The 25,327-nt window shown below is 71.6% G+C and carries 23 protein-coding genes and 1 tRNA gene; 9 read left to right on the forward strand and 15 right to left on the reverse strand.

The features are described 5' to 3' along the window. Window positions 1-129: 129 nt before the first annotated feature. Entirely contained in the window at window positions 130-1,785 is a 1,656-nt protein-coding gene (locus G3T38_RS05130; protein ID WP_163771040.1) for a DUF6119 family protein, read from the forward strand. A 336-nt stretch (window positions 1,786-2,121) separates the two neighbouring features. Here G3T38_RS05130 and G3T38_RS05135 read toward each other — a convergent pair. From G3T38_RS05135 to G3T38_RS05145, 3 genes are all read right to left on the reverse strand, one after another. Further along, window positions 2,122-3,302, reverse strand: a protein-coding gene (locus G3T38_RS05135) for an IS3 family transposase (protein ID WP_420846768.1) whose coding sequence is annotated in 2 segments (ribosomal slippage) — window positions 2,122-3,042 and window positions 3,045-3,302 — 1,179 coding nt in all. Because the reading frame shifts where the segments join, the coding sequence is not laid out codon by codon here. A 271-nt stretch (window positions 3,303-3,573) separates the two neighbouring features. Beyond that, the gene (locus G3T38_RS05140) at window positions 3,574-4,464 is read right to left on the reverse strand and encodes a restriction endonuclease (protein WP_163771041.1); all 891 of its coding nucleotides are present in this window, start codon (window positions 4,462-4,464) and stop codon (window positions 3,574-3,576) included. Between the two features lie 453 nt (window positions 4,465-4,917). Next, window positions 4,918-4,999, reverse strand: a tRNA-Tyr gene (locus G3T38_RS05145). A 111-nt stretch (window positions 5,000-5,110) separates the two neighbouring features. Between G3T38_RS05145 and G3T38_RS05150 the strand changes: the two genes are divergently transcribed. Next, complete coding sequence (locus tag G3T38_RS05150; RefSeq protein ID WP_163771042.1) at window positions 5,111-5,602, forward strand: YajQ family cyclic di-GMP-binding protein; 492 nt, start codon at window positions 5,111-5,113, stop codon at window positions 5,600-5,602. Between the two features lie 75 nt (window positions 5,603-5,677). Here the strand turns inward: G3T38_RS05150 and G3T38_RS05155 are convergent, their stop codons facing one another. Then, on the reverse strand, window positions 5,678-6,346 hold the full coding sequence (locus G3T38_RS05155; protein WP_163771043.1) for an Ltp family lipoprotein: 669 nt from the start codon (window positions 6,344-6,346) through the stop codon (window positions 5,678-5,680). Between the two features lie 225 nt (window positions 6,347-6,571). Here G3T38_RS05155 and G3T38_RS22100 point away from each other — a divergent pair, with 225 nt between their 5' ends. Then, the gene (locus G3T38_RS22100) at window positions 6,572-7,936 is read left to right on the forward strand and encodes a serine/threonine-protein kinase (RefSeq protein WP_163771044.1); all 1,365 of its coding nucleotides are present in this window, start codon (window positions 6,572-6,574) and stop codon (window positions 7,934-7,936) included. A 59-nt stretch (window positions 7,937-7,995) separates the two neighbouring features. Further along, the gene (locus G3T38_RS21420; RefSeq protein ID WP_163771045.1) at window positions 7,996-8,892 is read left to right on the forward strand and encodes a peptidoglycan DD-metalloendopeptidase family protein; all 897 of its coding nucleotides are present in this window, start codon (window positions 7,996-7,998) and stop codon (window positions 8,890-8,892) included. Here the strand turns inward: G3T38_RS21420 and G3T38_RS05170 are convergent. Then, window positions 8,879-9,847 (reverse strand): bile acid:sodium symporter, encoded by a 969-nt coding sequence (locus G3T38_RS05170; RefSeq protein WP_338037478.1) that lies wholly within the window; start codon window positions 9,845-9,847, stop codon window positions 8,879-8,881. The genes G3T38_RS21420 and G3T38_RS05170 overlap by 14 nt on opposite strands. 35 nt (window positions 9,848-9,882) lie before the next feature. On the opposite strand from G3T38_RS05170, the gene G3T38_RS05175 reads away from it, so the two are divergent. Then, on the forward strand, window positions 9,883-10,542 hold the full coding sequence (locus G3T38_RS05175) for a DsbA family protein (protein WP_163771046.1): 660 nt from the start codon (window positions 9,883-9,885) through the stop codon (window positions 10,540-10,542). Between the two features lie 11 nt (window positions 10,543-10,553). On the opposite strand, the gene G3T38_RS05180 is transcribed toward G3T38_RS05175, so the two are convergent. Further along, a complete protein-coding gene (locus G3T38_RS05180; RefSeq protein WP_163771047.1) occupies window positions 10,554-10,694 on the reverse strand; it encodes a hypothetical protein in 141 nt (46 codons plus the stop codon). A 165-nt stretch (window positions 10,695-10,859) separates the two neighbouring features. Here G3T38_RS05180 and G3T38_RS05185 point away from each other — a divergent pair, with 165 nt between their 5' ends. Both G3T38_RS05185 and G3T38_RS05190 read left to right on the forward strand, forming a co-directional pair. After that, window positions 10,860-11,219: a YidH family protein gene (locus G3T38_RS05185; protein WP_163771048.1), complete on the forward strand. Its 360-nt coding sequence runs from the start codon at window positions 10,860-10,862 to the stop codon at window positions 11,217-11,219. A 7-nt stretch (window positions 11,220-11,226) separates the two neighbouring features. Beyond that, window positions 11,227-11,520 carry a DUF202 domain-containing protein gene (locus G3T38_RS05190; RefSeq protein ID WP_163771049.1) on the forward strand — a complete coding sequence of 98 codons (294 nt, stop codon included), beginning with the start codon at window positions 11,227-11,229 and terminating at the stop codon, window positions 11,518-11,520. A 118-nt stretch (window positions 11,521-11,638) separates the two neighbouring features. Here the strand turns inward: G3T38_RS05190 and G3T38_RS05195 are convergent, their stop codons facing one another. From G3T38_RS05195 to G3T38_RS05210, 4 genes are read right to left on the reverse strand one after another with little or no spacing between them, the layout of a single operon-like run. After that, window positions 11,639-12,685 (reverse strand): sulfate/molybdate ABC transporter ATP-binding protein, encoded by a 1,047-nt coding sequence (locus G3T38_RS05195; RefSeq protein WP_163771050.1) that lies wholly within the window; start codon window positions 12,683-12,685, stop codon window positions 11,639-11,641. Then, window positions 12,682-13,530, reverse strand: coding sequence for a sulfate ABC transporter permease subunit (locus tag G3T38_RS05200; RefSeq protein ID WP_163771051.1), 849 nt, complete (start codon window positions 13,528-13,530; stop codon window positions 12,682-12,684). The genes G3T38_RS05195 and G3T38_RS05200 overlap by 4 nt, the downstream gene beginning before the upstream one ends. Continuing rightward, window positions 13,523-14,365, reverse strand: coding sequence for a sulfate ABC transporter permease subunit CysT (gene cysT, locus G3T38_RS05205; protein ID WP_163771052.1), 843 nt, complete (start codon window positions 14,363-14,365; stop codon window positions 13,523-13,525). The genes G3T38_RS05200 and cysT overlap by 8 nt, the downstream gene beginning before the upstream one ends. A 7-nt stretch (window positions 14,366-14,372) precedes the next feature. Continuing rightward, window positions 14,373-15,395 carry a substrate-binding domain-containing protein gene (locus G3T38_RS05210; RefSeq protein ID WP_163771053.1) on the reverse strand — a complete coding sequence of 341 codons (1,023 nt, stop codon included), beginning with the start codon at window positions 15,393-15,395 and terminating at the stop codon, window positions 14,373-14,375. A 129-nt stretch (window positions 15,396-15,524) separates the two neighbouring features. Here G3T38_RS05210 and rarD point away from each other — a divergent pair, with 129 nt between their 5' ends. Together rarD and G3T38_RS05220 are read left to right on the forward strand one after the other, a co-directional pair. After that, the gene (gene rarD / locus G3T38_RS05215; protein WP_338037479.1) at window positions 15,525-16,442 is read left to right on the forward strand and encodes an EamA family transporter RarD; all 918 of its coding nucleotides are present in this window, start codon (window positions 15,525-15,527) and stop codon (window positions 16,440-16,442) included. Window positions 16,443-16,564: 122 nt separating this feature from the next. Beyond that, the gene (locus G3T38_RS05220; protein WP_163771054.1) at window positions 16,565-18,688 is read left to right on the forward strand and encodes a PhoX family protein; all 2,124 of its coding nucleotides are present in this window, start codon (window positions 16,565-16,567) and stop codon (window positions 18,686-18,688) included. Window positions 18,689-18,737: 49 nt separating this feature from the next. Here the strand turns inward: G3T38_RS05220 and G3T38_RS05225 are convergent, their stop codons facing one another. From G3T38_RS05225 to nuoL, 5 genes are all read right to left on the reverse strand, one after another. Continuing rightward, window positions 18,738-19,037 carry a hypothetical protein gene (locus G3T38_RS05225; RefSeq protein ID WP_163771055.1) on the reverse strand — a complete coding sequence of 100 codons (300 nt, stop codon included), beginning with the start codon at window positions 19,035-19,037 and terminating at the stop codon, window positions 18,738-18,740. Between the two features lie 88 nt (window positions 19,038-19,125). Further along, on the reverse strand, window positions 19,126-20,142 hold the full coding sequence (locus tag G3T38_RS05230; protein WP_163771056.1) for a polyprenyl synthetase family protein: 1,017 nt from the start codon (window positions 20,140-20,142) through the stop codon (window positions 19,126-19,128). After that, window positions 20,139-21,782 (reverse strand): NADH-quinone oxidoreductase subunit NuoN, encoded by a 1,644-nt coding sequence (gene nuoN, locus G3T38_RS05235; protein ID WP_163771057.1) that lies wholly within the window; start codon window positions 21,780-21,782, stop codon window positions 20,139-20,141. The genes G3T38_RS05230 and nuoN overlap by 4 nt, the downstream gene beginning before the upstream one ends. Then, entirely contained in the window at window positions 21,782-23,380 is a 1,599-nt protein-coding gene (locus G3T38_RS05240; RefSeq protein ID WP_163771058.1) for an NADH-quinone oxidoreductase subunit M, read from the reverse strand. The genes nuoN and G3T38_RS05240 overlap by 1 nt, the downstream gene beginning before the upstream one ends. Continuing rightward, window positions 23,380-25,275, reverse strand: coding sequence for an NADH-quinone oxidoreductase subunit L (gene nuoL, locus G3T38_RS05245; protein WP_163771303.1), 1,896 nt, complete (start codon window positions 25,273-25,275; stop codon window positions 23,380-23,382). Before nuoL ends, G3T38_RS05240 begins: the two co-directional genes overlap by 1 nt. Between the last annotated feature and the right edge of the window lie 52 nt (window positions 25,276-25,327).

Consider the following 25,327-nt stretch of genomic DNA (forward strand, 5'->3'; position numbering starts at 1 on the left):
CACTCGCTCTGGCGGCGGCTACTGGCCTCTCACGGCACCGCGATCGGCGCTCGACACCCGCTGAATAGCGGCCTCCTACGGCACACCTCGTGGAACGATGAGAGCAGGTTCGCATACGGGGGTAGACACATGGCGAAGGCGCGGTCTTTCTCGATCTTCCTTCTGAAGGAGGACTACGACACGCCGACGAAGGCACTGAAGGCCGATCACGGCCTCTCGAAGGCGCTCCACGACGGCGCCGTGGGCAAGACCTGGCCGACCTACCTCGCCTCGAAGCCGGGCGCCTCGCCGTGGTGGCGCGACTACTTCGGGATCAGCACCCCGGTCGCCCAGGGCTTCGCCGGAGCCATCGTTTTCGTGACGGCGAGCAATCGAACCTTCGCCCTGACCTTCGGCCACACGCGCCACCACCTGCGCGACGAAGCCTACGAGTACGACTTCGGACTCCGCACCACCCTCAATGCCGTAGACCCGAAAGAGATCCGCAACACGGACGAGCTGGATCCGGCCACCTCTCGGCGACGCCGCACTCAATTGGCCGAGCGTTCCGACATCAACTACTTCGACTTCGACGGTGACAGCGCGGTCCTTCGCTCGCTCACTGGCGCCATCCGCCCCGAGTACAAGGCGCTGTTCTCGCACGCCACCGGAGCGAGCAACCTCCGCGTGAGCAGCAAGAAGCTGCGGGGGGACCTTCCTGACCTCCTGAAGGAGATCTTCAAGGTCTACCAGAAGGACACCTACCGCACCGCGTTCCCCGACGCGATCAACATCCAGCCGGTGAGAGACCCGGCTGAGCTCGCTCGCCTGGACAAGAAGCTGGAGGCGGCAGTCCAGACCAAGAGCGACGGCCTGACGCTCACCATCCCGGAGTTGGTGGACTTCCAGGAAGACTTCGAGGTCTCCTACAGCGGCGCGGGGAAGAGCCAGCTGTACCCGGAAGCCTCGCTCGATGACTACTACACCTACCTGGACACCCACAGCGTGGACCTCAGCGTCCTCACCGCCGAGCGCCTTCAGCACGACCGCCTCTGCGTGACCACGGACGACGGCGCCAGGAAGGGCGACTACTCGATCTACAAGTCGCTCGTCTTCGAGACCACCCTCGACGGCCAGGCCACCGAGGCCTACCACCTCAGCGAAGGCACTTGGTACAAGGTCGAAGCCGACTACCTCAAGGCCCTGGCCGCGGAGATTGATCCCCTCTTCAATGACGGCAACCTGCCCACGAGGACCGTGCACTACGAGTCCGAGTACAACAAGGACCAGCTCGTCCCGCACTGGAGCGGGTCCGTCCTCCTGGACACGACGAACATCAGCCCGAAAGGCCAGCGGCAGGTGGAGCCCTGCGATGTCGCACGCTCCGAGAACAAGACACTAATCCTGACCCACGTGAAGCTCGGGGTCCACGCGTCGGATCTGAGCCACCTGTTCAACCAGGGCACCACCTCACTCGACCTTCTGTACGGAGTGCCGGAAGCGCGGGACAAGCTTGACGCGCTCATCAAGGGCCGGGACTCCACCTTCGACCTGAGCGGTCTGAGCGATCAGAGGTTCAAGGTCGAGTACGTGATCGTCACGAAGAACGATGTGGCCCTGGCTTCGGGCGCCCTCCCTCTCTTCTCTCGAATCAGCCTCCGCCGAGCCGCCCGCACCCTGACCTCCATGAGGACCGAGGCGAAAGTGATGCTTGTGAAGGACGCCTACACGGCGCCGCCGAGGAAGAAGCAGAACAAGCCTGCCAAGAGGACCGCAGCGAGGAAGGCGACTTCCCCCTCGCCATAGGTCAGCCCATCGCCCGATTCGACTACGGCGTCGCACTGATGCGTCGGGCTAGGGACTACGCCTCAGGCCGCAAGCCTCGATCGTCGATCCTTGGCCATGGTCCTCCAATCAGGTTCAGTGCCGCCGACGGAGCCCTACCCCCGAGTTCTCCGGCGGTTCCCCGGGCTCCTCCGGCGGCCTCCCCATCCCGACCGCTCAATCGCTGGACCAGCCAGATCGCAGGCGTCGTAGCTTGCCTACATTCAACCCAGAGATCCGCGCGACGGTCGCCACCGACACGTTCTCTGCCAAGAGAGGGACTGCTGAAGGTCTGGTTGTCACTCGTGGTGAGTGGTTTCAGGCCGCGTCAGCGGCCGCGTAGATGGTCTCAAACTCGATCGGAGTCAGCTTCCCGAGTGCTCGTTGGCGACGCCTGCGGTGGTAGGTCCTTTCGATCCAGGTCACGATCGCCAGCCGGAGCTGTTCGCGGGTGCGCCAGCATTGCCGGTTCAGGACGTTCTTCTGCAGCAGCGCGAAGAACGACTCCATCGCCGCGTTGTCCCCGGCCGCACCGACGCGGCCCATCGACCCGGCTAGGCCCTGGTGCTTCAACTCCTCGACGAACCTCCTCGACCGGAACTGACTACCCCTATCTGAGTGGACCGTGCACCCGGCCGCTGCGGCCGGTCCACCACGGCGGGCGACCGCGCTCGATAGGGCCGCGACGGCGATGCGGGTCTTCATCCGTGAGTCGATGGAGTAGCCCACGATCCGTGCCGAGAAGACGTCCTTGATCGCGCAGAGGTAGAGCTTGCCCTCGTCGGTGTGGTGCTCGGTGATGTCGGTGAGCCACAGCTGGTTCGGCGCATCCGCGGTGAAGTCGCGTTGGACCAGGTCGTCGTGGACCGGCGGCCCGGGACGCTTCGCGGTGCCCCGCCGGCGGCTGTGTGCGGAGAAGATCCGGGCCTGCGAGCACAGCCTCCACACCCGCCGCTCGGACGCCACGTGGCCGGCCGCGGCGAGCTCGTCGGCGACGAACCGGTAGCCGAACTCGGGGTCGTCGGCGTGCACGTCGAGGGCGGCGTTGGTCAGGTAGGCATCGGCCAGGTCGCGGTCGCTGACCGGGTTGCGGTCCCAGGCGTAGAAGGCTTGACGGGAGAAGCCCAGCACCCGGCAGGCCACCGCGACAGGGACCGGGAAGGTCTTGTCGGCGGCAAGGTCACGGACCAGCGGGAAAGTCATTTTGGGGACTGGCCGAGCTTCAGATTCGCCTGCGAGAGATAGGCAGCTGCGCGGCGTAGGACCTCGTTCTCCTGCTCGAGGAGCCGAATCTTCTTCCTAGCCTCACGCAGCTCGGCGTTCTCGGCGCTGGTGACGCCAGGCCGGACGCCGTCCTCGACGTCGGCTTTCGCGAGCCAGTTGCGCAGGAAGGACTCGCTGATCCCGAAGTCCCTCGCGATCTGAGCCACGGGTGCGTCACCGCGTCGGGCGACCGCGACGACGTCGTCGCGGAACTCCTTGGGATGGGGAGCAGGCATGGTCGACATCCTTCCAGCGGCGACACATGCCGCCGCAGGTCAGGTGACAACCGAACCTTCAGCAGTCCCTTATGTGGATCCGAGATCCAAACGGCAAGCGTTGACGGCGAGCACTTCCCCGCACAGAGGTCAACGCGTCATCGTCGCAGTCCACATCCCGACGGCCGCCGGTCTCAGAGATGCTCGGTCCGAGCCCGGCTACACCTATCCCGGGCGCGCGACGCTGCCCCCCCGGGCGTCGGTTCGCGGGCGAGTGAGGCGCCGGCCACCGCTAGGGCCGCGACCAGGCCCCGAACCACCGTCTCCGGCTGGGCCGCGACGGATCGGGACGTGGCGGGGTATGCCGTGGTCTTGGCCGGACGTCTGGTTCGCCGAGCAACTGAGTCAGGAGGTCGTGGGCACGTTCTATGCCCACGGCTGCGTCGTCGATGACCCGATCAAGGCTCCTTCGGCCTTCCGTGGTCTGCGCGCTGTACGAGGACCATCGCAGTCGCACCAGCGGACAGCTGCCACGTTCGACGTAGCGCACCTCGGCGGTGAACGAGACCAGGCCAGCGTATTCGCGCACCCATCCCGGTGCAATCGTCATCCGCACCGACCCGCCAGCGTGCTCGCTCGCGAGCCGGTGCTCGCCACCATCCATGCGGTTCATTTGGTGCAGCGCTCGGGCGACGTCGGCGAGTGAGGCGCGGAAGAAGAACTCGTCGAGGTCTTCGGGATCCGACGCCTCGATGACCGTCATGCCGGGTTCGTGGTGTGGGGGACCCGGCGTTGGGAGGCGGGCCGCGTCCAAGATCCGTTGCGCCGCACCGTTCACGGCGACCACGTGGCCGAGCGTGTCGTAGCGGAACAGGGCGACCCGCAGCTCGTTGGCGTAAGTGACCGCGGAGCGCGAGTAGCCCGCCGCGGTGAAGAAGAAGAGCCGCATGCTGATGTCTCGGCCCCGTGCTCCAACCAGCCTTTGAACGACGGGCCGGCCAGTCGGCTGTGCTTCCATCTTCACCTGGGCGAGCGCACCGGTAGCCCGCACATCGACGCCACCGTCGCTGCCCGGGCCCGTCACGTGTGCGTCCTTGAAACCCCACATGCGCATCCAGTGCGCAGCGTTCTTCTCCGCGTCACGCCAGGAGACGACCGCTCTCGCACCATGGGCGTCTGCCATGTCGGTAGTGTGGCGCAACCCGCCGACAACGAGGCCGCGAATGCAGTATTCCGCCCCCCACTTGAGCGTCGGCTTGCGGCTTAACGTCGCGCCCACATGCCGGCTACCTGCGCCCATCGGCGGCGTCGCACCCGGCGCCGCCACTCGACCGCCGCATCGGTCTGACCCAGTTGTGGCCGAATCCGATGAATCTGGACACACTCAATCCGAGTGATCTCCACCAGCACCTCTCGACCAAGTTCGGCCAGCGCGCCGTGCCTCCACTTGCATCCCGATCATTGCGGGCCCACCGGCACCAAGGAGCTGCTCGATCACTGGAACGTTCGGACACGATAGGACACAGTCACCCGCCTAGAGCCGTCGAGAATGGTCACCAACCGACCACACTCGGACCAACAACAAAACGGCCCCCGAGCCGCTTTTCCGCAGTTCAGGGGCCGTTCTTGTAGCGTGTGGCGGGTGAAGGATTCGAACCTTCGAAGGCTACGCCGACGGATTTACAGTCCGCTCCCATTGGCCGCTCGGGCAACCCGCCATGTCGACGCCCGACTTGGCCGGGTGACAACAGCACGAAACAATAGCGCACGCGGTCGCGACCGAGGAAACCGCCGCGACCACCCGCCGTACCCGATCTGCAGGAGCACCCATGGCCGACTCGTCGTTCGACATCGTGAGCAAGTTCGACCGCCAGGAGGTGGACAACGCCCTGGGGCAGACCGCGAAGGAGATCGCGACGCGGTACGACTTCAAGGGCACCGGCGCCACCATCGAGTGGAAGGGCGAGGAGGCCATCGAGATCACCGCGTCGGCCGACGACCGCGCCACCGCGGTGCTCGACGTCTTCCAGGGCAAGTTGATCAAGCGGGGCGTCTCGCTCAAGGTGCTCGACGCCTCCGAGCCGCGCCCGTCGGGCCAGACGTCGAAGATCGGCATCGCCCTCAAGGAGGGCATCTCGACCGAGGACGCCAAGAAGATCTCGAAGCTCATCCGCGACGAGGGCCCCAAGGGCGTGAAGGCGCAGATCCAGGGCGACGAGCTGCGCGTCTCGTCGAAGAAGCGCGACGACCTCCAGGCCGTGCAGGCGCTGGTGAAGGAGCAGGACTACGACTTCGCGGTGCAGTTCACGAACTACCGTTGAGCCCCGAGCGCGACGCGCACGACGGCCCCCGATCCCTCGCAGGGATCGGGGGCCGCGGCGTCGGTGGCCGTGCGGTCAGAGTCCGGCCTCGGCGACACCGAAGGCCGCCTGCTCGGCGGTGTATCCCTCGAACTGGAGCTGCTCGATGAGGCCGGACCGCGAGAAGCCCATCATGTCCAGGTAGCCCTCAGCGGCCTCGGCCGCCTCGTCGTTCCAGTCGACGTCGATGTTGTCCACGGCGTACTCCGCCTCGGCCGTCTCGTACCCCTCGAACTCGAGCTGGTCGATGAGACCGGATCGCGAGAACGGGGCGAAGTCGAGGTAGCTCTCGGCCGAGCGGACGGCGTTCTCCTGCCCGACGGTGAGCTCGGGCTCGGGCTCGGGCTCGGGCTCGGGCGCCGGCTCGGGCGCAGCCGCCTGCGCCGGCGACTCGCTGGCTGCCGGGGTCTCGACATCGACGGGCGACGCGTCCGGGCTGGGCGAGGACGCCTCAGCCGCTACCGGCTTCTCGTCGTCGTCCTTACCGGAGTTCCCCGTGCCGCTGCCTCCCGCCGCTGCGCCTCCCACCAGGACAACGGCGGCGATGCCCCAGACGAGCTTGCGCTTGAACCACGGCTTCTTCGCGGGGGGCACTGAACCGGGCGGGAAGAACGTGCCAGCGGCGTAGGTCTGCGGGGTGGGAGGGGCGTAGGGCGAGCGCTGGGGGGCCTGGTGCTCGGGACCGTCCCCCGGGATCTGTGACATCCCCTGAACTTAGAATTCACTGGCTACAACGGTCCGCCAATTGTGCTCATCTTGCAGATTCATACGGTCGCCATTGCAGTAGATCGAGCTGTCCTTTCGTGACGCATGGATCCGGTGCCGACGGGGTACCGACCTCTAGGCCCCCGGGCGGCCACTAGCGACACCTGCGCGAACACCCCTGTCCACACCGGCGCACGGCACCGGCGCACCGCCGAGGAGACCTCCATGCCCGACACCGCCGGCCCGCTCCTCGACGGGCGCTACGCCCTCCACGAGGTCGTCGGCCGCGGCGGCATGGCGGAGGTGCACCGCGCCACCGACACGACGACCGGCGGACAGGTCGCCGTCAAGCTGCTCCACGAGGCCGGTCTCGACGACGCGGACCGCGCGCGGTTCATGGACGAGGCGCGGATCATGACCGGGCTCGACCACCCGAACCTCGTGACGGTGCTCGGCTCCGGCGTCGCCGACGGGCGCCCCTACCTGGTCATGGAGCTCGTCGACGCCCACACCCTGCGCACCGAGAGCCGGGCGGGGGCCCTCCCACCCGCCCGTGTCGCCGGGCTGGGCGCCCAGGTGGCTGCGGCGCTCGCCCACGTGCACGCCGCCGGGATCGTCCACCGCGACGTGAAGCCGGGCAACATCCTCGTCCGCGCCGACGGTCGCGTCTGGCTGACCGACTTCGGGATCGCCCGGCTCATCGGCGAGACCGCCCACCACACCCGCACCGGCACCACCGTGGGCTCGCCGGCCTACCTCGCCCCCGAGCAGGTGCGCGGTGAGCGCGACCTGACCGGCGCCGTCGACGTCTACGCCCTGGGCCTGGGGCTCATCGAGTCCCTGACCGGCCAGGCCTGCTACCCCGGCCCCGCCACCGAGGCCGCCCTCGCCCGCCTCACCCGGGCACCCGAGCTGCCCGCCGGCCTCGAGCTCGCGTGGGTGGAGCTGCTGCGGGCGATGACCGCCGGCCGCCCGACCGACCGACCCGCCGCCGCCGAGGTCGCCGAGCGTCTCCGCAGCCTCGCCGCCCGGGAGGCCGCCCGGTCGCTCGGCCCGCTGGCCGGACCGGTGGTCGTCGCCGAGGCGACCCAGGCGTGGGCTGCTCCCGCGCGGACGGAGGAGCCGGGCAGCGCGGCTGCGCGGCGTACGGCGTCACCCCGGCGCGTGCGGACCGCCGCCGGCCTGCTCGTCGCGGCCGCGGCGACCGTGGTCGCGCTCGTCGTCACCCTCGACGACTCCGACGCCGATCCCGCACCCGCGCCGACTCCCACGGCGCCCCAGGACGAGGTCGCCGACGAGACCCCGGAGAGCCCCACGCCCGAGGCCACCGCGGAGCAGGTGACGACGACCGCCCCGTCGCCGACCTCCGAGCCCGTAGCGACGCCCCCCGCGGCGCCGGCGACCTCGGCGCCCACCGTGGCGCAGACGCCCGCGCCGACCCCCGGGAGCAACGGCGCGGCCAACAGCGGCAACCCCAACGCGGGGCCCGGCAACAACAGCGGGAACGGGAACGGCGGCAGCAACGGCCGCGGCAGCGGCGGGAACGGCGGCGGGAACGGCGGCGGGAACGGCCGGGGCGGCGGACGCTGACGCCGGTTGGTGCGCCCTGCTTGGCTGGCGGGACGTACGTCGAGGGAGGGGGCCCGACGGTGGTGCGAGGGATCGCGGGGGCGAGGGTCGTGTGGGCGCGGCTGCTGGCCGTCCTGTTCGTGCTGATGGTGGTGGACGTGCTGAGCGCGGTGCTGGACGTCGTGCCCGGGGACGGCGTGCTGCCCGGCGGGTTCGCCACGGTGGCCGCCGTCATCGTGGCGATCGTGGCGCTCTCGTTCCTCATGAACGTCGCGCCCACCGCCGCACCCCGCCCGCCGGTGGAGCTGGCGCCCCCGGTCCGCGGCGCGTGGACGGCCGTGAACAGTCCCGGCCAGCGGGTCCCGAGCCACGGCACCCGCACCCGCGGGCAGCTGTGCGCGGTCGACCTCTGCGGGCGCTCGACGCCGGACACCCCGCCCCTCGTCCGGTTCGGGCTGCGCGGCACGCGGCCCGAGCGGTACCCCGGGTTCGACGCCCCGGTGCTCGCCATGGCGGCGGGCGTCGTCGTCGCCGCCACCGACCGCCAGCGCGACCACCGCGCCCGCGACACCTGGCAGGGCCTCCTCTTCATGCTCACCCTCGAGGGGGTGCTGCGCGAGGTCGTCGGCACCCGGGGGGTGCTCGGCAACCACGTGCTCGTGCAGCACGACGACGGCACGGTCGCGGCGTACGCGCACCTGCGGCAGGGGTCGGCGACGGTGCGGGTCGGCGAGCGCGTCGCAATCGGGACCGAGCTCGGCCGGGTCGGCAACACCGGCAACACCTCGATGCCCCACCTGCACGTCCACCTCATGGACCGCGCGCACGTCGACGCCGCCGCGGGCTTGCCGCTCGCGTGGCCCGCCGTCACCTGCACCGGGGAGATCGACGCGCCGTTCGCGAGCTACGCGAAGGAACCGCACGCGAGCGCCCTGCCCGGCATGCCCCGCAACGGCGAGGTGTTCACCGCCGCGTGAGCGGCACCAGCCGCGGCACGAGCCGCACGTAGGCCACCATCCCCACGAGCTCCACCAGCATCTGCGTGACGACGACGAGCGCCGCGACGGCGTAGGCCTCCGGCAGCGCCAGGGCCAGCGGCAGCACGACGAGCGAGTTCCGCGTCGCGCCGCTGAACACCAGCGCCCGCGCGGCGGGGGCGTCGAGCCCGGCCACCCGGGCCACGACGGCGCCGAGCGGTGCCATGACGACGAGGAACGCGACGTACACGGGAACCACGGCGAGGAGCGTCGCCAGGCGCCCGCCCGCGATGCCGGCGACCTGGGAGGCCACCACGACCGCGAGCGTCGCCGCCATCAGCGGGACCATGGCAGCCGCGGCGACCTCCATGACCATCCGACCCGCGCGCCCCCGGCGCGCCGCGAGCTGCACCAGCACGGCCGCGACGAGCGGCAGCACGACGAGCACCAGCAGCGCGTGCAGGAACGGCCCGGCCGCCACCACGTCGGCGACGTCGGGGCCGACGAACAGCCAGAGGTACGCCGGCAGCAGCGCCGCCTGCGCCAGCATCAGCAGCGGCGCGGCGGCCAGCAGACGTTCGGCGGCCGCGCCGGCGAGGCCCGCGAACACGATGACGTAGTCGATGCACGGCGCCAGCAGCACGAGCAGCACGCCCACCAGCACGGCCCGGTCGGCGGCGACGAACCGGCTGAGCACGCCCACCACCACCGGCACCAGCACGAAGTTGAGCAGCAGCAGGGCGAGCAGGAAGCGGCCGTCGCGGAGGGCCGGCCCGAGGGTCCCGAACGGTACGCCGAGGAACGTCGCGAACAGCAGCAGACCCAGCACGGGCTCGATCGCGACGTCGAGCACCGCAGCGCCGGGGAGCAGCAGCCCGCCGAGGCCCGCCACCACGATCGCGAGGAGGTAGATCGCGACCTGGTGGCGCTCCAGGCCCGCCACGACACCCCTCACGGGTCGGACGGTAGCCCGCCCCGCAGACTGGAGGCATGACCGCCCCGACCCGCATCGCCCTCGTCGTCGGAGCCGTCCTCGTGCTCCTCGTGGGGGCGCTCGTGCTCGCGACGACGCTGCAGGACCGCACGACGCCCACCGAGCAGGTCGACACCTCCCGCCCCTCGGCCCTGGTGCGCGAGGACAGCCACGTGCTCGGGGAGGAGGGCTCGAGCGGGGTGACGTTCGTGGAGTTCCTCGACTTCGAGTGCGAGGCCTGCCGCGCGGCGTACCCCGTCGTCGAGCAGCTCCGCGAGGACCACGCCGGCGAGGTCACCTTCGTGCTGCGCTACTTCCCCCTGTCCGGCCACGCCAACGCCGAGCCCGCCGCGCTCGCAGCCGAGGCCGCGGCCCGGCAGGGCCAGCTCGAAGCGATGGTCGACCGCCTCTACGAGACGCAGCCCGCGTGGGGCGAGCAGGACGACCCGAAGGACGAGCTGTTCCGGTCCTACGCGGCGGACCTGGGGCTCGACATGGCGCAGTACGACGCGGACGTCGCCTCCGCGGACGTGGCCGCACGGGTGCAGCGCGACGTCGACGACGGGCTCAGCCTCGACGTGCAGGGCACGCCGACGTTCTACGTCGACGGGCGGCTGGTGCAGCCGGAGACCGTGGGCGACCTGTACGACGCGGTCGAGGACGCGCTGGCGCGCTGAGCGCGCCGGGATCAGCGCCGGGCGAGGTCGAGGGTCGCGGACAGGATCGCCGCGACGAACGCCACCAGCGCGAAGAGGGCGAACGCCCCGGCGAGGCCGACCCCGACGAGGGTCTTCCGGAACGGGGCCGTGCCGGCTGCCACGTAGCGCATCTCGCCGTACTCCTCTGCCGTGTTTGATCGATCAAAAGAAGTCTCCCACACGAACCCAGCCGATCGGGCACGAACGCAGGTGCCCGCCGTTTCTGCACCGGGCGTAGTTGACTAGTCGGTCCGCCCCGGATGCCGGCGCGCGCGGCCGCGACCTAGCGTGGGGCCATGTCCACGTCGCGCTCCCGCTGGCCCGGGTGGGTCTACGGGGTCGGCGACGAGCCGGACCCCCGGTTCAGCCTCGCCAACGAGCGCACGTTCCTCGCGTGGATCCGCACGTCGCTGGCCTTCGTCGCGGGCGGCGTCGCCGTGGACGCGGTCGACCTGGGTCTCGACGACGGGGTGCGTACGCCGCTGGCGGTGCTCCTCGTGGTGCTCGGGGTCGTCTGCGCCGTCGCGTCGTGGGGGCGCTGGGCACGCACCGAGCGCGCGCTGCGCCTGAGCGCACCGCTGCCGGGCTCGCCGCTGGGGGTGCTCGTCGCACTCGGCCTCGTGGCCGCGAGCGTGGTCGTGCTGGCGTCGCTGTGAGCCCCCGGTGAGCTACACGGCCGACAGCGCGGCACCGGAGCGGACCTCGCTGGCCTGGCAGCGCACCGCGCTGTCGTTGGCGGTCGCCGCCGTCGTGATCGGCCGGCTCGCCGTGGGCTCCCTCGGTCCCGTCGCGGTCGTCGGTGCCGCGTTGGCGGCGCTCTTCGCCGCGACCGTGCTCCTCGCCCGGCGGGTGCTCGATCGTCCGGTGGAGCGCCGGGGCGGCGCCGTACCCCTGCTCCTCGCCCTCGCCGTCCTCACCCTCGGCGCCGTGGAGGTCGTGGCGGCGGTGGTGGGCTGAGCGCGTCGAGTTGTACCCGGCCCCGCGGCGGGCCCGGGCTACGGGGCCAAAACTCGCCGCCTGGGGCCCCCCCCCGGCGGGCGGCCCGCGGCCCCCCCCAACAACTCGACGCAACGGGTCAGGCGACGGGGACCTCGCTCGGCTCGGTCGGGTCGGCGGCACCGAGGGTGCCGACGGGTACGGCGCGGGGCACGGGCACCACGCGGGCCCCGTCCTCCGGCTCCAGCCACACCGTCGAGCCCACCTCGAGGCCGAGCGACCGCGCAAAGGTGCGCGTGAGCGTCACGACGACCTCGTCCGCCTCCGGCGCGGCCTCCGGCCGGACCGCGACGCGCACCTCGAAGCCCACCCGGGTGATCCGGACGACCTCGCCCCGCACCGCGCCCGCGCCGGCCGCGGCCGGGAGGGTGTGGACGACGACGTCGTGGGGGCGGATGAGGTGACCGTCGAGCACGGTGACCTCGCCCAGGAAGCCCATGACGAAGTCGTTGGCGGGGGCGTCGTAGAGGTCGTCGGGGCTGCCGACCTGCTCGATCCGACCGCCGTTGATGACGACGATCTCGTCGGCGACCTCGAGGGCCTCCTCCTGGTCGTGCGTCACGAACACGGTCGTCACGTGCACCTCGTCGTGCAGCCGGCGCAGCCAGTCGCGCAGCTCCTTGCGGACCTTCGCGTCGAGCGCGCCGAAGGGCTCGTCGAGCAGGAGCACCGACGGCTCGACCGCGAGCGCCCGGGCGAGCGCCATGCGCTGGCGCTGGCCGCCCGAGAGCTGCGAGGGCAACCGGTCGGCGAACTGCTCGAGGTGGACGAGCTCGAGCAGCTCGTGCACCTTCGCCTTGACCTCGGCCTTGGGCCGCTTGCGGATCTCGAGGCCGAAGGCGACGTTCTTCGCCACCGTCATGTGCTTGAAGGCCGCGTAGTGCTGGAACACGAAGCCGACGTTGCGCCGCTGCGGGGGCAGCGCCGTCGCGTCCGTGCCCTCGATCTCGACGGTGCCGCCGTCGGCGACCTCGAGCCCGGCGATGATCCGCAGCAGCGTGGACTTGCCGCCGCCGGAGGGCCCCAGGAGCGCCGTCAGCTGACCCGTCGGGATCGACACGCTCACGTCGTCGAGGGCGACGAAGTCGCCGTACTTCTTGGTGACGCCACGCACCTCGATGCTCATGCGCGCTCCTCCTTCGGACGCAGGTAGGTGACCACCACGAGCGCGATGATCGAGATCAGGACGAGCACGAGGGCGGCGGCGTACGCCGCGGGCTCGTCGAACGCCTGGTAGTGGTTGTGGACGAACAGGGTCGCCGTCTCGCCGCGGAACTCCGCGCCCGAGCTGACGATCTTCACCGCCCCGAACTCGCCGAGGGAGCGGGCAGAGGTGAGGACGACGCCGTACACGACCGCCCACTTGATCGACGGCAGCGTGATGCGCCGGAAGACCTGGCGACCGTTCGCTCCGAGCGACCGCGCGGCCTGCTCGGCGTCGGTGCCGATCTCCTCCAGCACCGGCACCACCTCCCGCACCACGAGCGGGAGGCTCACGAACGCCGTGGCGAGGATGAGGCCCGGTGTCGAGAAGATGACCTGGATGCCGATGGTCTCCAGGGTGCCGCCGAACCAGCCCTGCGTGGAGCTGTAGGCCAGGACGAGCGCGAGACCGACGACGACGGGCGACACGCTGAGCGGCAGGTCGACGAGCACGGAGAGCACCCGCCGGCCGACGAACCGGTAGCGCACCAGCAGCAGCGAGATGCCGACGCCGAAGACCGTGTTGGCGATGACCGCCCAGATGGCCACCGTGATCGTCAGGTTGAAGGCGTAGACCGTCGCCGGGTCGGTGAGCCGCTCGAGGAACGGACCCACGCCGCCCTCGTGGGTGCCCGTCGCCCGGAACGCCCGGTCCGCGACCAGCGAGACCGGCCACGCGACGAGCAGGAACAGGTAGAGCACGACGAGCACCCGGAGCACGTAGGTGACCGGGCCGCGCCGGGAGCGGATGAGCCGGGAGTCAGCCACGGACCGCCACCCTCCGCGAGACGACGTCGAGCGCGACGATCACCAACGCCGAGACGAGCAGCAGGATGAAGGCCACGACCGCCGCCTTCTCGTAGTAGTCGCCCTCGATGTACTTGAGGATCCGCAACGAGGCCACCTCGGTCTCCCCCGCCTTGTTGCCGGCGATGAGCACGAGCGAGCCGAACTCGGAGATCGCGCGGGCGAACGCGAGCGACGTGCCGGCCGTGATGGCGGGCACCAGGCTCGGCAGGATGATGCGGCGCAGGATCGTGGCCTGGTTGGCCCCCAGCGACGCCGCCGCCTCCTCGACCTCCGCGTCGAGCTCGGCGAGCACCGGCTGCACCGTGCGCACGACGAACGGCAGCGTGACGAAGAGCAGGGCGAGGAAGATGCCCGTGCGGGTGCCGACCACGTTGACGCCGATCGGGCTGCGCGGGCCGTAGAGGCTCAGCAGCACGAGGCCGGCCACGATCGTCGGCAGCGCGAAGGGCACGTCGATGACGACCTCGAGCAGGCGCTTGCCCCGGAAGTCGTCGCGCACCAGCACCCACGCGATGACCGTGCCGACGACCGCGTTGACGAGCGCGACTCCGAGGGCCTCGCCCACGGTCAGCAGGAGCGCCGAGCGCGTGTCGGGCTCGGAGACGACGGACACGAACGTGCTCCAGCCCCCCTCCGTCGCGGTGACCACGACGGCGGCGAGGGGCAGGAGCACCAGGACGCTGAACCACAGCATCAACAGGCCGAGGCCCAGCCCCGAGCCCGGACCGAGCCGGTCGGAGGCACGCAGCTGGCGCGGCGGTCGTGCTCGCCGAGCCGTGGAGGTCGCGCTCACGCGTGCGTCACCGGGCCCGGAGCTGCTCGTAGAGCGCGCCCTCGTCGAACCACTTCTCGTTCGTGGCGGACCAGCCGCCGAAGTCGTCGGCGATCGTCAGGAGGTTCGTCGGCGTCGGGAACGGGTCGGACGGGTCGTTGGCGCCCTCGACCTCCACGTCGATGTCGACGTCGCCGACCGGGCGGAAGCCCTTGCGCACGAACTCCGTCTGGCCCTCCTCCGAGAGCACGAAGTCGAGCCAGTCCTGCGCGGCCGGGTTGGCGTCCTTCAGGATCGCGCCCGGGTTCTCGATGAGCAGCGTGCTGTCCGGGACGATGTAGTCGTAGCTTCGGCCCTGCTGGCGCGTCAGGATCGCCTCGTTCTCGTAGCTGATGAGCACGTTGCCGAGACCGTTCTCGAAGGCCTCGGTCGCCTCGCGGCCGCTGCCGGCCCAGGTGGAGACGTGGTCGAAGAGCTCGACCATGTAGTCCTCCGCCTCGGCCTCGGACTTGCCGGCGGCGATCTGCGCGCCGTACGCCGCGAGGATGTTCCAGCGCGCCGCGCCCGACGAGGCCGGGTCGGCGGTGACCACCTGCACGTCGTCGCGGGTCAGGTCGTCCCAGCCCGTGATGCCGAGCGGGTTGCCCTCCTCGACGACGAGGACGGCGACCGAGCTGGAGACGATGCCCTGCGTCGGGCCTGAGTTCCAGTCGTCGGCCACGAGGTCGGCGTCGACGAGCCGGGTGACGTCGCCCTCGAGGGAGAAGTGCACGTAGTCGGCCTGGGCGCCGTTGACGACGGCGCGGCTCTGGTCGCCCGACGCGCCGTAGGAGCCCGACAGCTCGAGGCCCTCGCCCTCGGGCGTCTCCTGGAACTTCTCGAAGATGGCGTCGTTGGCGGCCTCGGGGACCGCGAAGCCCACGATGAAGAACCGGTTGTCGTCGTCACCCCCGCCGCCGCCGGCGCTGGCGCAGCCCGCGAGCGTCACGGCGAGGGTCGTGGCGACGGAGCCGGCCAGGAACGTGCGGCGGCGGACGGAGGGCAGGGGCATCTCGGGGACCTTTCGGGCGGACCGGTTCGGGGCGGTCGCTGAACAATGTCGAGAAGACTAGGCAACTTGGCTCTATCGCTCTGCTTTGTCCACCTGATGGACATGGGTCTCGCGGTCTAGGATCGAGCGGTGACCAGCCGCGACGCGCGCGCCGGGTTCGCGATGGGCGCGGGCGCCTACGCGCTCTGGGGCGTCTTCCCCCTCTACTTCCCGCTGCTGGAGCCCGCCGGCCCGTTCGAGATCCTGGCCCACCGCGTGCTGTGGTCGACGGTCGTGATGGTCGGTCTCGTGGTCGTGCTGCGCCGGACCGCCGCCGTGCGCGCGGTGCTGGCGTCGCGCCGTACCCTCGCCCTGCTCGTGGTCGCGTCCCTCACCATCAGCGTCAACTGGGCGACCTTCATCTACGGCGTGAACTCGGGACACGTCCTGGAGACGTCGCTCGGCTACTTCGTGAACCCCCTCGTCACGGTGCTCATGGGCGTGCTCGTGCTGGGCGAGCGCCTCCGGAGGGCCCAGTGGGCCGCGCTGGCGCTCGCGGGGGTGGCCGTCGTGGTGCTGACCGTGGACTACGGACGGCTCCCGTTCGTGGCCGTCCTGCTGGCCCTCAGCTTCGGCACCTACGGCCTCGTCAAGAAGACGGCCGACGTCGGCGCCGTCGAGAGCCTCGCCGTCGAGACGGTGCTGCTCGTCCCCTTCGCGGGGGCGTACGTCGTGTGGCTGGGCGCGACCGGCGCCGCGGTCTTCGCCACCGAGGGCCCGGGACAGGTCGCGCTGTTCGCCGGGCTCGGGATCATCACCGCCCTCCCCCTGCTGCTCTTCGGGGGTGCGGCGACACGGGTGCCGATGGTCGTGCTGGGGCTGCTGCAGTACCTGGCGCCGACCTTCCAGTTCGTGCTCGCGCTCGTGTGGTTCGGCGAGGACATGCCGGCGACGCGGTGGATCGGGTTCGTGCTCGTGTGGTGCGCGCTCGCCGTGTTCACCGGCGAGATGGTGACCCAGGGGCGCCGCCAGGCTCGGCTGACGGCGCGGGCCACCACCGCGTCCTAGCGACGGCGGCCGTTCACCCGGGCGTCGACCCGGGTTCGTCCACCACGGAGGCACTCCTCCTACGTTGCCGCGGAGCCGTCACGACCTCCGTGGCGCGCGTGCCAGCAAGGAGCGACGCCCCCATGACGCACCTCGACGGGACCACCCCGCCCTCTTCCGCCGTGACCGACGGCGAGCCGACCGCCCCGACCGCACCCCGACGCCTCCTGCCCCTGCTCCGGACGCAGGGCGGACCGCACGGCAACCGCAGCTGGGCCACCTGCCTCTACCGCTGCGGCAACGCCTGCGACCACCCGGAGCCCAACACGTCGGGCAACGAGCACGTCCAGGACGTCATCCGCGCCGCGATCGCGCGCCGTACCGTGCTCGGCGGCGCCGCCGCCGGTGCCGGTGCGATGGTGCTCGGCGGCTTCGCGACCACCTCGGCGGCCGCCGCCGGCGGGTACGACGCGGGAGCATCCCCCGCGGGCGCGGTGCCCGGCAAGCAGGTCTCCACCGACCCCTTCACGCCCGTGGCCCCGAACCGCCGTGACGCCCTCACGGTGCCGGCCGGCTACCGGCTCAACGTGGTCGCCGCGTGGGGCGACCCGGTCGTCCCCGGGGCGCCGGCCTTCGACGTCTACCGCCAGACGCCCGAGGCCGCTGCGCAGCAGTTCGGCTACAACAACGACTACGTCGGCGTCATCAGCCTGTCGACGACGAAGGCCCTCCTCGTGTGCAACCACGAGTACACCAACGAGGAGGTCATGTTCCCGGCCGGCGAGTACACCGCCGAGGAGATCCGTCGGATCGCGCTCATGTCGCACGGCATGAGCGTGCTCGCCGTCGAGCGCCCGACCGCGACCGCCGGTCACTGGGTGCGCAGCGCGAGCAGCAACGTCCGCTACAACCGCCGCATCACGGGCGAGACGCCGTTCGTCGTCGACGGCCCCGCCGCCGGGCACGACCGGCTGAAGACGTCCGCCGACCCGACGGGCAAGCGCGTCCTCGGCACCCTCAACAACTGCGCCGGCGGCACCACGCCGTGGGGCACGGTGCTCTCCGGCGAGGAGAACTTCAACCAGTACTTCGGCACCGCCGGCGCGATCCCCGCGACCCACGCCGCGTCGTACCGCCGCTACGGCATCTCCGCCAGCAGCGAGCGGGGCTGGTACCAGACCTGGGACCGCTTCGACCTCGCCAAGGAACCGAACGAGCCGAACCGCTTCGGCTGGATCGTCGAGGTCGACCCGCTGGCGCCCGACGAGCCGCCGGTGAAGCACACGATGCTGGGCCGCTTCAAGCACGAGGGCGCCAACATCGCGATCGCGCCCAACAAGAAGGTCGTGGCCTACATGGGCGACGACGAGCGGGGCGACTACCTCTACCGGTTCATCTCCACGGACACCTACCGCTCGGGCACCGACGCCGCGTCGCGGCGCCACAACAAGCAGCTGCTGAGCAAGGGCGCGCTCTACGTCGCGAGGCTGACCGGCGACGGGCTCGAGGACGGCGTCTGGGACGGCACCGGGCAGTGGATCCTGCTGTGCACCGACACGGTCAGCAACGTGCCCGGCATGAGCGTCGCCGACGTGCTCATCGACACCCGTCTCGCGGCGGACAAGATGGGCCCGACCCGCATGGACCGTCCCGAGGACGTCGAGCCCAACCCGGTGAACGGCCGCGTGTACGCCGCCCTCACCAACAACTCCAACCGCGGCAGCAGCTACCCGGCCGACGAGGCCAACCCCGTCACGCGCTCGATGGTGCGCTCCGCGCCGGGCGCCGAGCTGACGGCCGCCTCGGGCAACCGCAACGGCTACGTGCTCGAGATGCAGCCGGTCGGCGGCCACACCGGCGGCACGTTCGTGTGGCGCCTGCTGCTGGTCTGCGGCGACCCGGCCGCGCCGGAGACCTACTTCGCGGGCTACCCGAAGGACAAGGTCAGCCCGATCAGCTGCCCCGACAACGTCGCCTTCGACTCCAGGGGCAACCTCTGGGTCTCCACCGACGGCAACGTGATCGGCTCCAACGACGGCATCTTCCGCGTGCCCGTCGACGGCCCCCACCGCGGCAAGGTCGAGTCGTTCCTGACGACCCCGATCGGCGCGGAGGCCTGCGGCCCGCTCATCACGCACGGCGACCGCACCGTGTGGGTGGCCGTGCAGCACCCGGGCGAGGGCGGCACGTTCGCCGAGCCCATCGGCCTGTGGCCGCACACCCACCGCTACCCGCGGCCCGGCGTCGCGGTGGTCTGGAAGGCCTGAGTCCCACCCCCGCTCGGCGGACCCGATCAGGCCGTGGCATCGCGAAGGGTCAGGCCCCGCCGGGCGCGCGGTTCGCCTGCGCCACGGCCAGGCCGACGAACGCCGCGACGACGGCGGCGGTGGTGACGCAGGCGATGAGGAGACCGGCTCCGCCCTCCGCGCCGCTGCGGGCGACGGCCAGCGGGATCGCGGCGCCGAGACCGGTCGCGGCGGCCCCCAGCAGCGGGAGCCGCGCCGCGGTCAGGCCGGCCGAGCGAGACCCGCCGAGCAGCGTGAGCCCGACCAGCAGCAGGCAGACGATCCCGACGACGACGATGGCGGCCCAGACCGGCCAGAAGACGACACCCACGTGGATTCCCTCCCGAGCTGGCTTCCACAGCGGTGTCGAGCCTAGCGGGGTCCGCTGGGTGGGGGTCAACCGAAACGAGCGGACCCGATCAGGCCGTGCGCGTCGCCACCACGTCGGCGAACGCCTCCAGGGCGTCGCGCACGGGGCCGGCCGGCAGCACCGCGAGACGCTCCTTGGCCTCGGTGGCGCGCGCGACGACGTACGCCCGCGCCTCGGTGAGCGCCGGGTGCGCCCGCAGGAGGCCGAGCGCCTCCGCGTGGAGCGCGTCGTCGGCGGCGAGGTCCGTACGACGCGGGTCGAGCAGCTCCTGCAGCCGGGCGTCGGCCGGGTCCGTCGACCGCGCCACGAGCAGCACGGGCAGCGTCGGCACGCCCTCCTTGAGGTCGGTGCCGGGCGTCTTGCCGGACTCGGTCGAGTCGGAGGCGATGTCGAGGATGTCGTCGGACAGCTGGAAGGCGGCGCCGACGATCTCGCCGTACGCCGTCAGCGCGTCCACCACCTCGACCGGCGCGCCGGCGAACATCGCGCCGTAGCGGGCCGAGGTCGCGATGAGCGAGCCGGTCTTGCCGGCCACGACGGCCAGGTGGTGCTCGACCGGGTCGACGCCGTCGCCCGGCGGCACCGTCTCGAGGATCTGGCCCTCGACGAGCCGCGCGAAGGTCTGCGCCTGGATGCGGACCGCCTCGGGACCGAGGTCCGCCGTGAGCTCGGAGGAGCGCGCGAAGAGGAAGTCGCCGGTGAGGATCGCGACGAGGTTGTCCCACCGCGCGTTGGCGGAGTCGGCCCCGCGGCGCAGGAGCGCCTCGTCCATGACGTCGTCGTGGTAGAGCGAGGCCAGGTGGGTCAGCTCCACCACGCAGGCGGCCCGCTCGACCTCGGGCGCCCCCGGGTCCTTGCCCACCTCGGCGGCCAGCAGCACCAGCAGGGGACGGAACCGCTTGCCCCCGGCCGCCATGAGGTGCGCCGCCGCCTCGGACACGAAGGGGGCGCTCCCCCGCACGTGCGCGGCCAGCGCCGTCTCCACGTCCGCGAGGCGCGCGTTGAGCCGCTGCGCCAGCGCGGGGTCGGTGACGGGAAGGGCCAGGCCGCCGGTGTTCGAGCTCACCTGAGGAATGATCCCGCATCCCCCGCGAGCTCGAGCAAGGGGCCCGGCACCACGCCGAGCGCCACCGTCGCGAGCAGCGCGACGCCGATCGTGACGCTCGTCGCGGGCGACGGGACGACGACGGCCGGCGGGTCCGCGGGCGGGTCGGCGAAGAACATCGTGACGATGTGCCGCACGTAGAAGTAGACCGCCACGATGCTCGACGTGATGGCCACGGCCACCACCGGCCACGCCCCCGCGCCGGCCGCCGACGCGAACACCGACCACTTGGCGACGAAGCCGGAGGTGAGCGGGATCCCGGCCAGGCTGAGCAGGAACACGGCGAACGCGCCCGCGACCAGCGGGGACGTGCGCCCGAGACCCGACCAGCGGTCGACACCGCTCGCCTCGCCGCCCGCGTCCCGCACGAGCGTCGTGACCGCGAAGATGCCGACGGTCGCGACGCCGTACGTCGCCAGGTAGAACAGCACCGCCTGCAACGAGGACACCTGGTCGACGCCCAGCTCGTCCGCGCCCTGGAGGCCGAGCACGCCGGTCAGCAGGAAGCCGGTGTGGGCGATGGACGAGTAGGCCAGCAGCCGCTTGATGTCGCTCTGGCCGACCGCCAGCACGACACCGCCGAGCATCGTGAGGATCGCGACGACCCACACGAGCGGCGCCCAGTCCCAGCGGGCGTCGCCGACCGCGACGTACAGGAACCGCAGGACCGCGCCGAAGGCCGCGATCTTGGTCGCCGCCGCCATGAACGCGGTGACCGGCGTCGGGGCGCCCTGGTAGACGTCCGGGGTCCACGCGTGGAAGGGCACGGCGCCGACCTTGAAGAGCAGGGCGACCATCACGAGCGCCACGCCCGCGAGCAGCAGCACCGTCGGACCGCCGCCCGCGCCGACGGCGGCCGCGATGCCGGCGAGGCTCAGCGTGCCGGAGTAGCCGTAGAGCAGCGCCGCGCCGTAGACGAAGAACCCGGAGGAGAAGGCGCCGAGGAGGAAGTACTTCATCGCCGCCTCCTGGCTCAGCAGGCGACGACGGCGGCCGAGGCCGCACAGCAGGTAGAGCGGCAGCGACAGGATCTCCAGCGCCACGAACATCGTGAGCAGGTCCCCCGCCGCGGCGAAGAGCATCATCCCGGCGACCGCGAACGTCAGCAGGGGGTAGACCTCGGTGTGCTCCCAGCGGTCGTACGACGCGGGTGCGCCCCCGTCGCCCGGCGTCTCCCCGGCGCCCCCGGTGCCGATCCCCGGACCGCTCCCCAGGTCGGCGCCCGGCGGCACCGACGCCTGCCCGGCGAACACCGGGAGGCCCGCGTCGACCCGGCGCTCCGTGAAGAGCGCGAGACCGCCGACCGCCACGAGCGCGAGGAGCCCCCAGAGGAAGACCGCGGGGCCGTCGACGACCACCGCACCGGTGACCGTGACCTCCCCGTGCGCCGCGCCGCCGCCCTGCGACGGCAGCTCGAGCGCCACGACCACGGTGAGCACGAGCGCCGCCAGCAGGCCGGTCCCGGCGATCCCGGCCTGGACCGGCCGCCGCAGCGCGCGGGGCGTGAAGGCCTCGACGAGGATGCCGACGAGCGCGGCCGCGAACACCGCCAGCAGCGGCGAGACGAGCAGCCAGTCGATCTCGGGGGCGGTGAACTCCATCAGTTGCCTCCCTCGGCAGCGGGCAGGGCGCTGGCGACCTGCTCCAGCACCTGCGTGGTCGTCGGCTCGATGACGTCGGTGAGCAGGCTCGGGAAGAAGCCGAACCCGACGAGCGCCACGACGAGCGGCACCAGCACGCCGACCTCGCGGGTCGTGAGGTCGCCGATGACGCGCGGATCGCCCCCGGCCCCGGCGTGGTCGAGGCTCTCGCCCTCGACCCCCGGCACCGGCCGCGGCGGCCCGGTCATCGAGCGCTGGTAGGCCCACAGCACGTAGATCGCCGCCCACACGATGCCGGTGACGGCGATCGCGCCGACCCACCAGGCGTAGTCGAAGGCAGCGAGCGTCACCAGGAACTCGGAGACGAACGGGGCGAGGCCCGGCAGCCCGAGCGTCGCCATGCCGGCCACGAGGAACAACCCGGCGAGCACCGGCGCGGCCTTCTCCATGCCGCCCATCGCGCTGATCGACGCCGTGCCCGCGCGCCGCACCGCGAAGCCGGCGACGAGGAACAGCGCCGCCGTCGCCAGGCCGTGGTTGACCATGTAGAGGATCGCGCCGGTGTGGCCCTGGTCGGTGAGGACGAAGATGCCCAGCACGATGAACCCGAAGTGGGACAGCGACGTGAGGCCGACCAGCCGGAGCAGGTCGTCCTGACCGATGGCGATGAGCGCGCCGTACACGATCGAGATCAACGCCAGCGTCACCACGACGGGCGTCGCCCACGTCGACGCCTCGGGGAAGAGCCCCAGGCAGAAGCGGATCATCGCGTAGGTGCCGATCTTGTCGAGCACGCAGATGAGCAGCACGCTCGTGCCCGTCGTCGCCGTCTGCGTCGTGTCGGCCAGCCAGGTGTGCACCGGGAACAGCGGCGCCTTCACCGCGAAGGCCACGAAGAAGCCGAGGAACAGCCAGCGGCCCTCCACCACCCCGAGGTCGAGGGCGGCGAGGTCGGAGACCAGGTAGGACGCGGGGCCCTGCTGGGTCGCGACCACGTAGAGCCCCACGACGCTCATCAGCATGACGAGGCCGCCCGCCAGCTGGTAGACGAGGAACTTCGTCGCCGCCCGGCCCCGCTCCGTGCCGCCGAAGCCGCCGATGAGGAAGTACGCCGGGATGAGCGTCGCCTCGAACACGACGTAGAAGAGGAAGACGTCCGTGGCGAGGAAGACCGCGAGCGCCGCCGCCTCGAGCAGGAGCACCCAGGCGCCGAAGGTGGCGCGCCGGTCGCGGTGGTCGGTGCCGTCGGGGTCCCCGGGCGCCGGGATGCCGTCGCCCGGCTCCCCCGTGCGCCACTCGGCCACCAGCACCACCGGCACGAGCACGGCGGTGAGCAGCACGAGGACGAGCGCGAGCCCGTCGACGCCGAGCGCCCAGTGCACGCCCAGCGGCTCGATCCACGCGGAGGACTCGGTGAGCTGCATCCCCGACCCGTCGAGGTCGTACGACGCGAGCACGCCCAGCGCGACGGCGAGGGTCACGAGGGAACCGCCGAGCGCGACCCAGCGGGCGGTGCTCCCCGCACCCGGGGCGAGCCGCCCGGCGGCGATCACGAGGAGCGCCCCCACGAAGGGGACGACGACGAGCGAGGTCAGCATCACCAGGTCACCGCCACCATGGCCAGGACGACGATCACGGCGCCGAGGAGCACCGAGAGCGCGTACGTGCGGACGTATCCGTTCTGCGCCCGGCGCAGCACCGAGGCGAGCGCCGCGATCCCGCCCGAGCCGCCCTCGACGGCTCCGTCGACGGCGCGGTCGTCGACGACGACCAGCCCGCGCACCAGGGCCGCGCCCGGCGCGACCACCAGCCCGTCGTTGATGGCGTCGCCGTAGAGGTCCGCCCGCGCCGCGCGGGTCACGAACGAGACGTCGGTCGGCGCCTCGCGCGGGATCTCCCGGCGTCCGACGAGGAGCACCGCGACCCCCACGCCGACGGCGACCACGGCGGTGACGAGCAGCGTGACGACGATGACCGGCACGGCCAGCTCGTGGTGCTCCACCGGGCCGACGACCGGCGTCAGCCAGTCGGTGATCCAGTCGCCGAGCAGCAGCACGCCACCGAGCACGCTCAGCGCGGCCAGCACGACGAGCGGCACCGTCATCACCTTCGGCGACTCGTGCGGGTGCACGTCGGGCTCCCAGCGCTTCTCGCCGAAGAACGTCATCAGCATCAGGCGCGTCATGTAGAACGCCGTCACGCCGGCGCCGACGAGCGCTGCCGCGCCCACGACGTAGTTCTCGGCGATCGCCGCCTCGATGATCTTGTCCTTGCTCCAGAAGCCGGAGAACCCGGGGAAGCCGATGATCGCGAGGTAGCCCATCGCGAAGGTCACGAACGTGACCGGCATGGCCGTCCGCAGCGCGCCGTAGTGCCGCATGTCCACGTCGTCGTTCGTCCCGTGCATCACCGAGCCGGCGCCCAGGAACATGGTGGCCTTGAAGAAGCCGTGGGTGATGAGGTGGAAGATCGCGAAGGCGTAGCCCGCCGGACCGAGGCCCGCGGCCAGCATCATGTAGCCGATCTGGCTCATCGTGGAGCCGGCCAGCACCTTCTTGATGTCGTCCTTCGCGCACCCGATCACCGCACCCCAGAGCAGCGTCACGCAGGCGACGACGACGACCGCGGTCTGCGCGACCGGGGCGTTCTCGAACACGAAGCTCGACCGCGTCACCAGGTAGACGCCCGCCGTCACCATGGTCGCCGCGTGGATGAGCGCCGACACGGGCGTCGGACCCTCCATCGCGTCGAGCAGCCAGGCCTGCAGCGGCACCTGGGCCGACTTGCCGCAGGCGCCGAGCAGGAGCAGCAGGCCGATCCAGGTCATCGTCTGCTCGCCGGCCTCGCCCGCCGCCTGGCTCACGCCGACGAACGCCGTCGTGCCGAAGGTGACGAACATCAGCATGATCGCGAGGCTCATGCCGATGTCGCCGACGCGGTTGATGACGAACGCCTTCTTCGCGGCGGCCGCCGCGGACGGCTTGTGCTGCCAGAACCCGATGAGCAGGTACGACGCGAGCCCCACGCCCTCCCAGCCGAGGAAGACGCCCAGGTAGTCGGCCGCCAGCACCAGCATGAGCATGGCCGCGACGAAGAGGTTGAGGTAGCCGAAGAACCGGCGCCGCCGCTCGTCGTGGGCCATGTAGCCGATCGAGTAGACGTGGATCAGCGTGCTCACGCCGGTGATGAGCAGGAGGAACAGCGCGGAGAGCGGGTCGTAGAGCAGGTCCATGCCCACCTGGTAGGACCCGACGTCCACCCAGGTCCACAGGTGCTGCGTGACCTGCCGCTCGCCCTCCCCCCGACCGAGGAGCGCCACGAAGAGCAGCACCGCGAGCACGAACGAGCCGGCCACGGTGGCGGTGCCGAGGAGGTGGCCCCAGCGGTCGGTGCGCCGACCGCCGACGAGGAGCACGACGGCGCCCAGCAGGGGCAGGCCGATCACGAGGCCGAGGAGCGTGAAGACGCCGTCGGCGGCGGACGGGTCGACCACCGGCACCTCGTGGTGCCCCTCGGCCGCGGCCAGCAGGAGCGTCTGTGACGAG

The organism is Nocardioides zeae (assembly GCF_010686755.1).
Classification (GTDB): domain Bacteria; phylum Actinomycetota; class Actinomycetes; order Propionibacteriales; family Nocardioidaceae; genus Nocardioides; species Nocardioides zeae.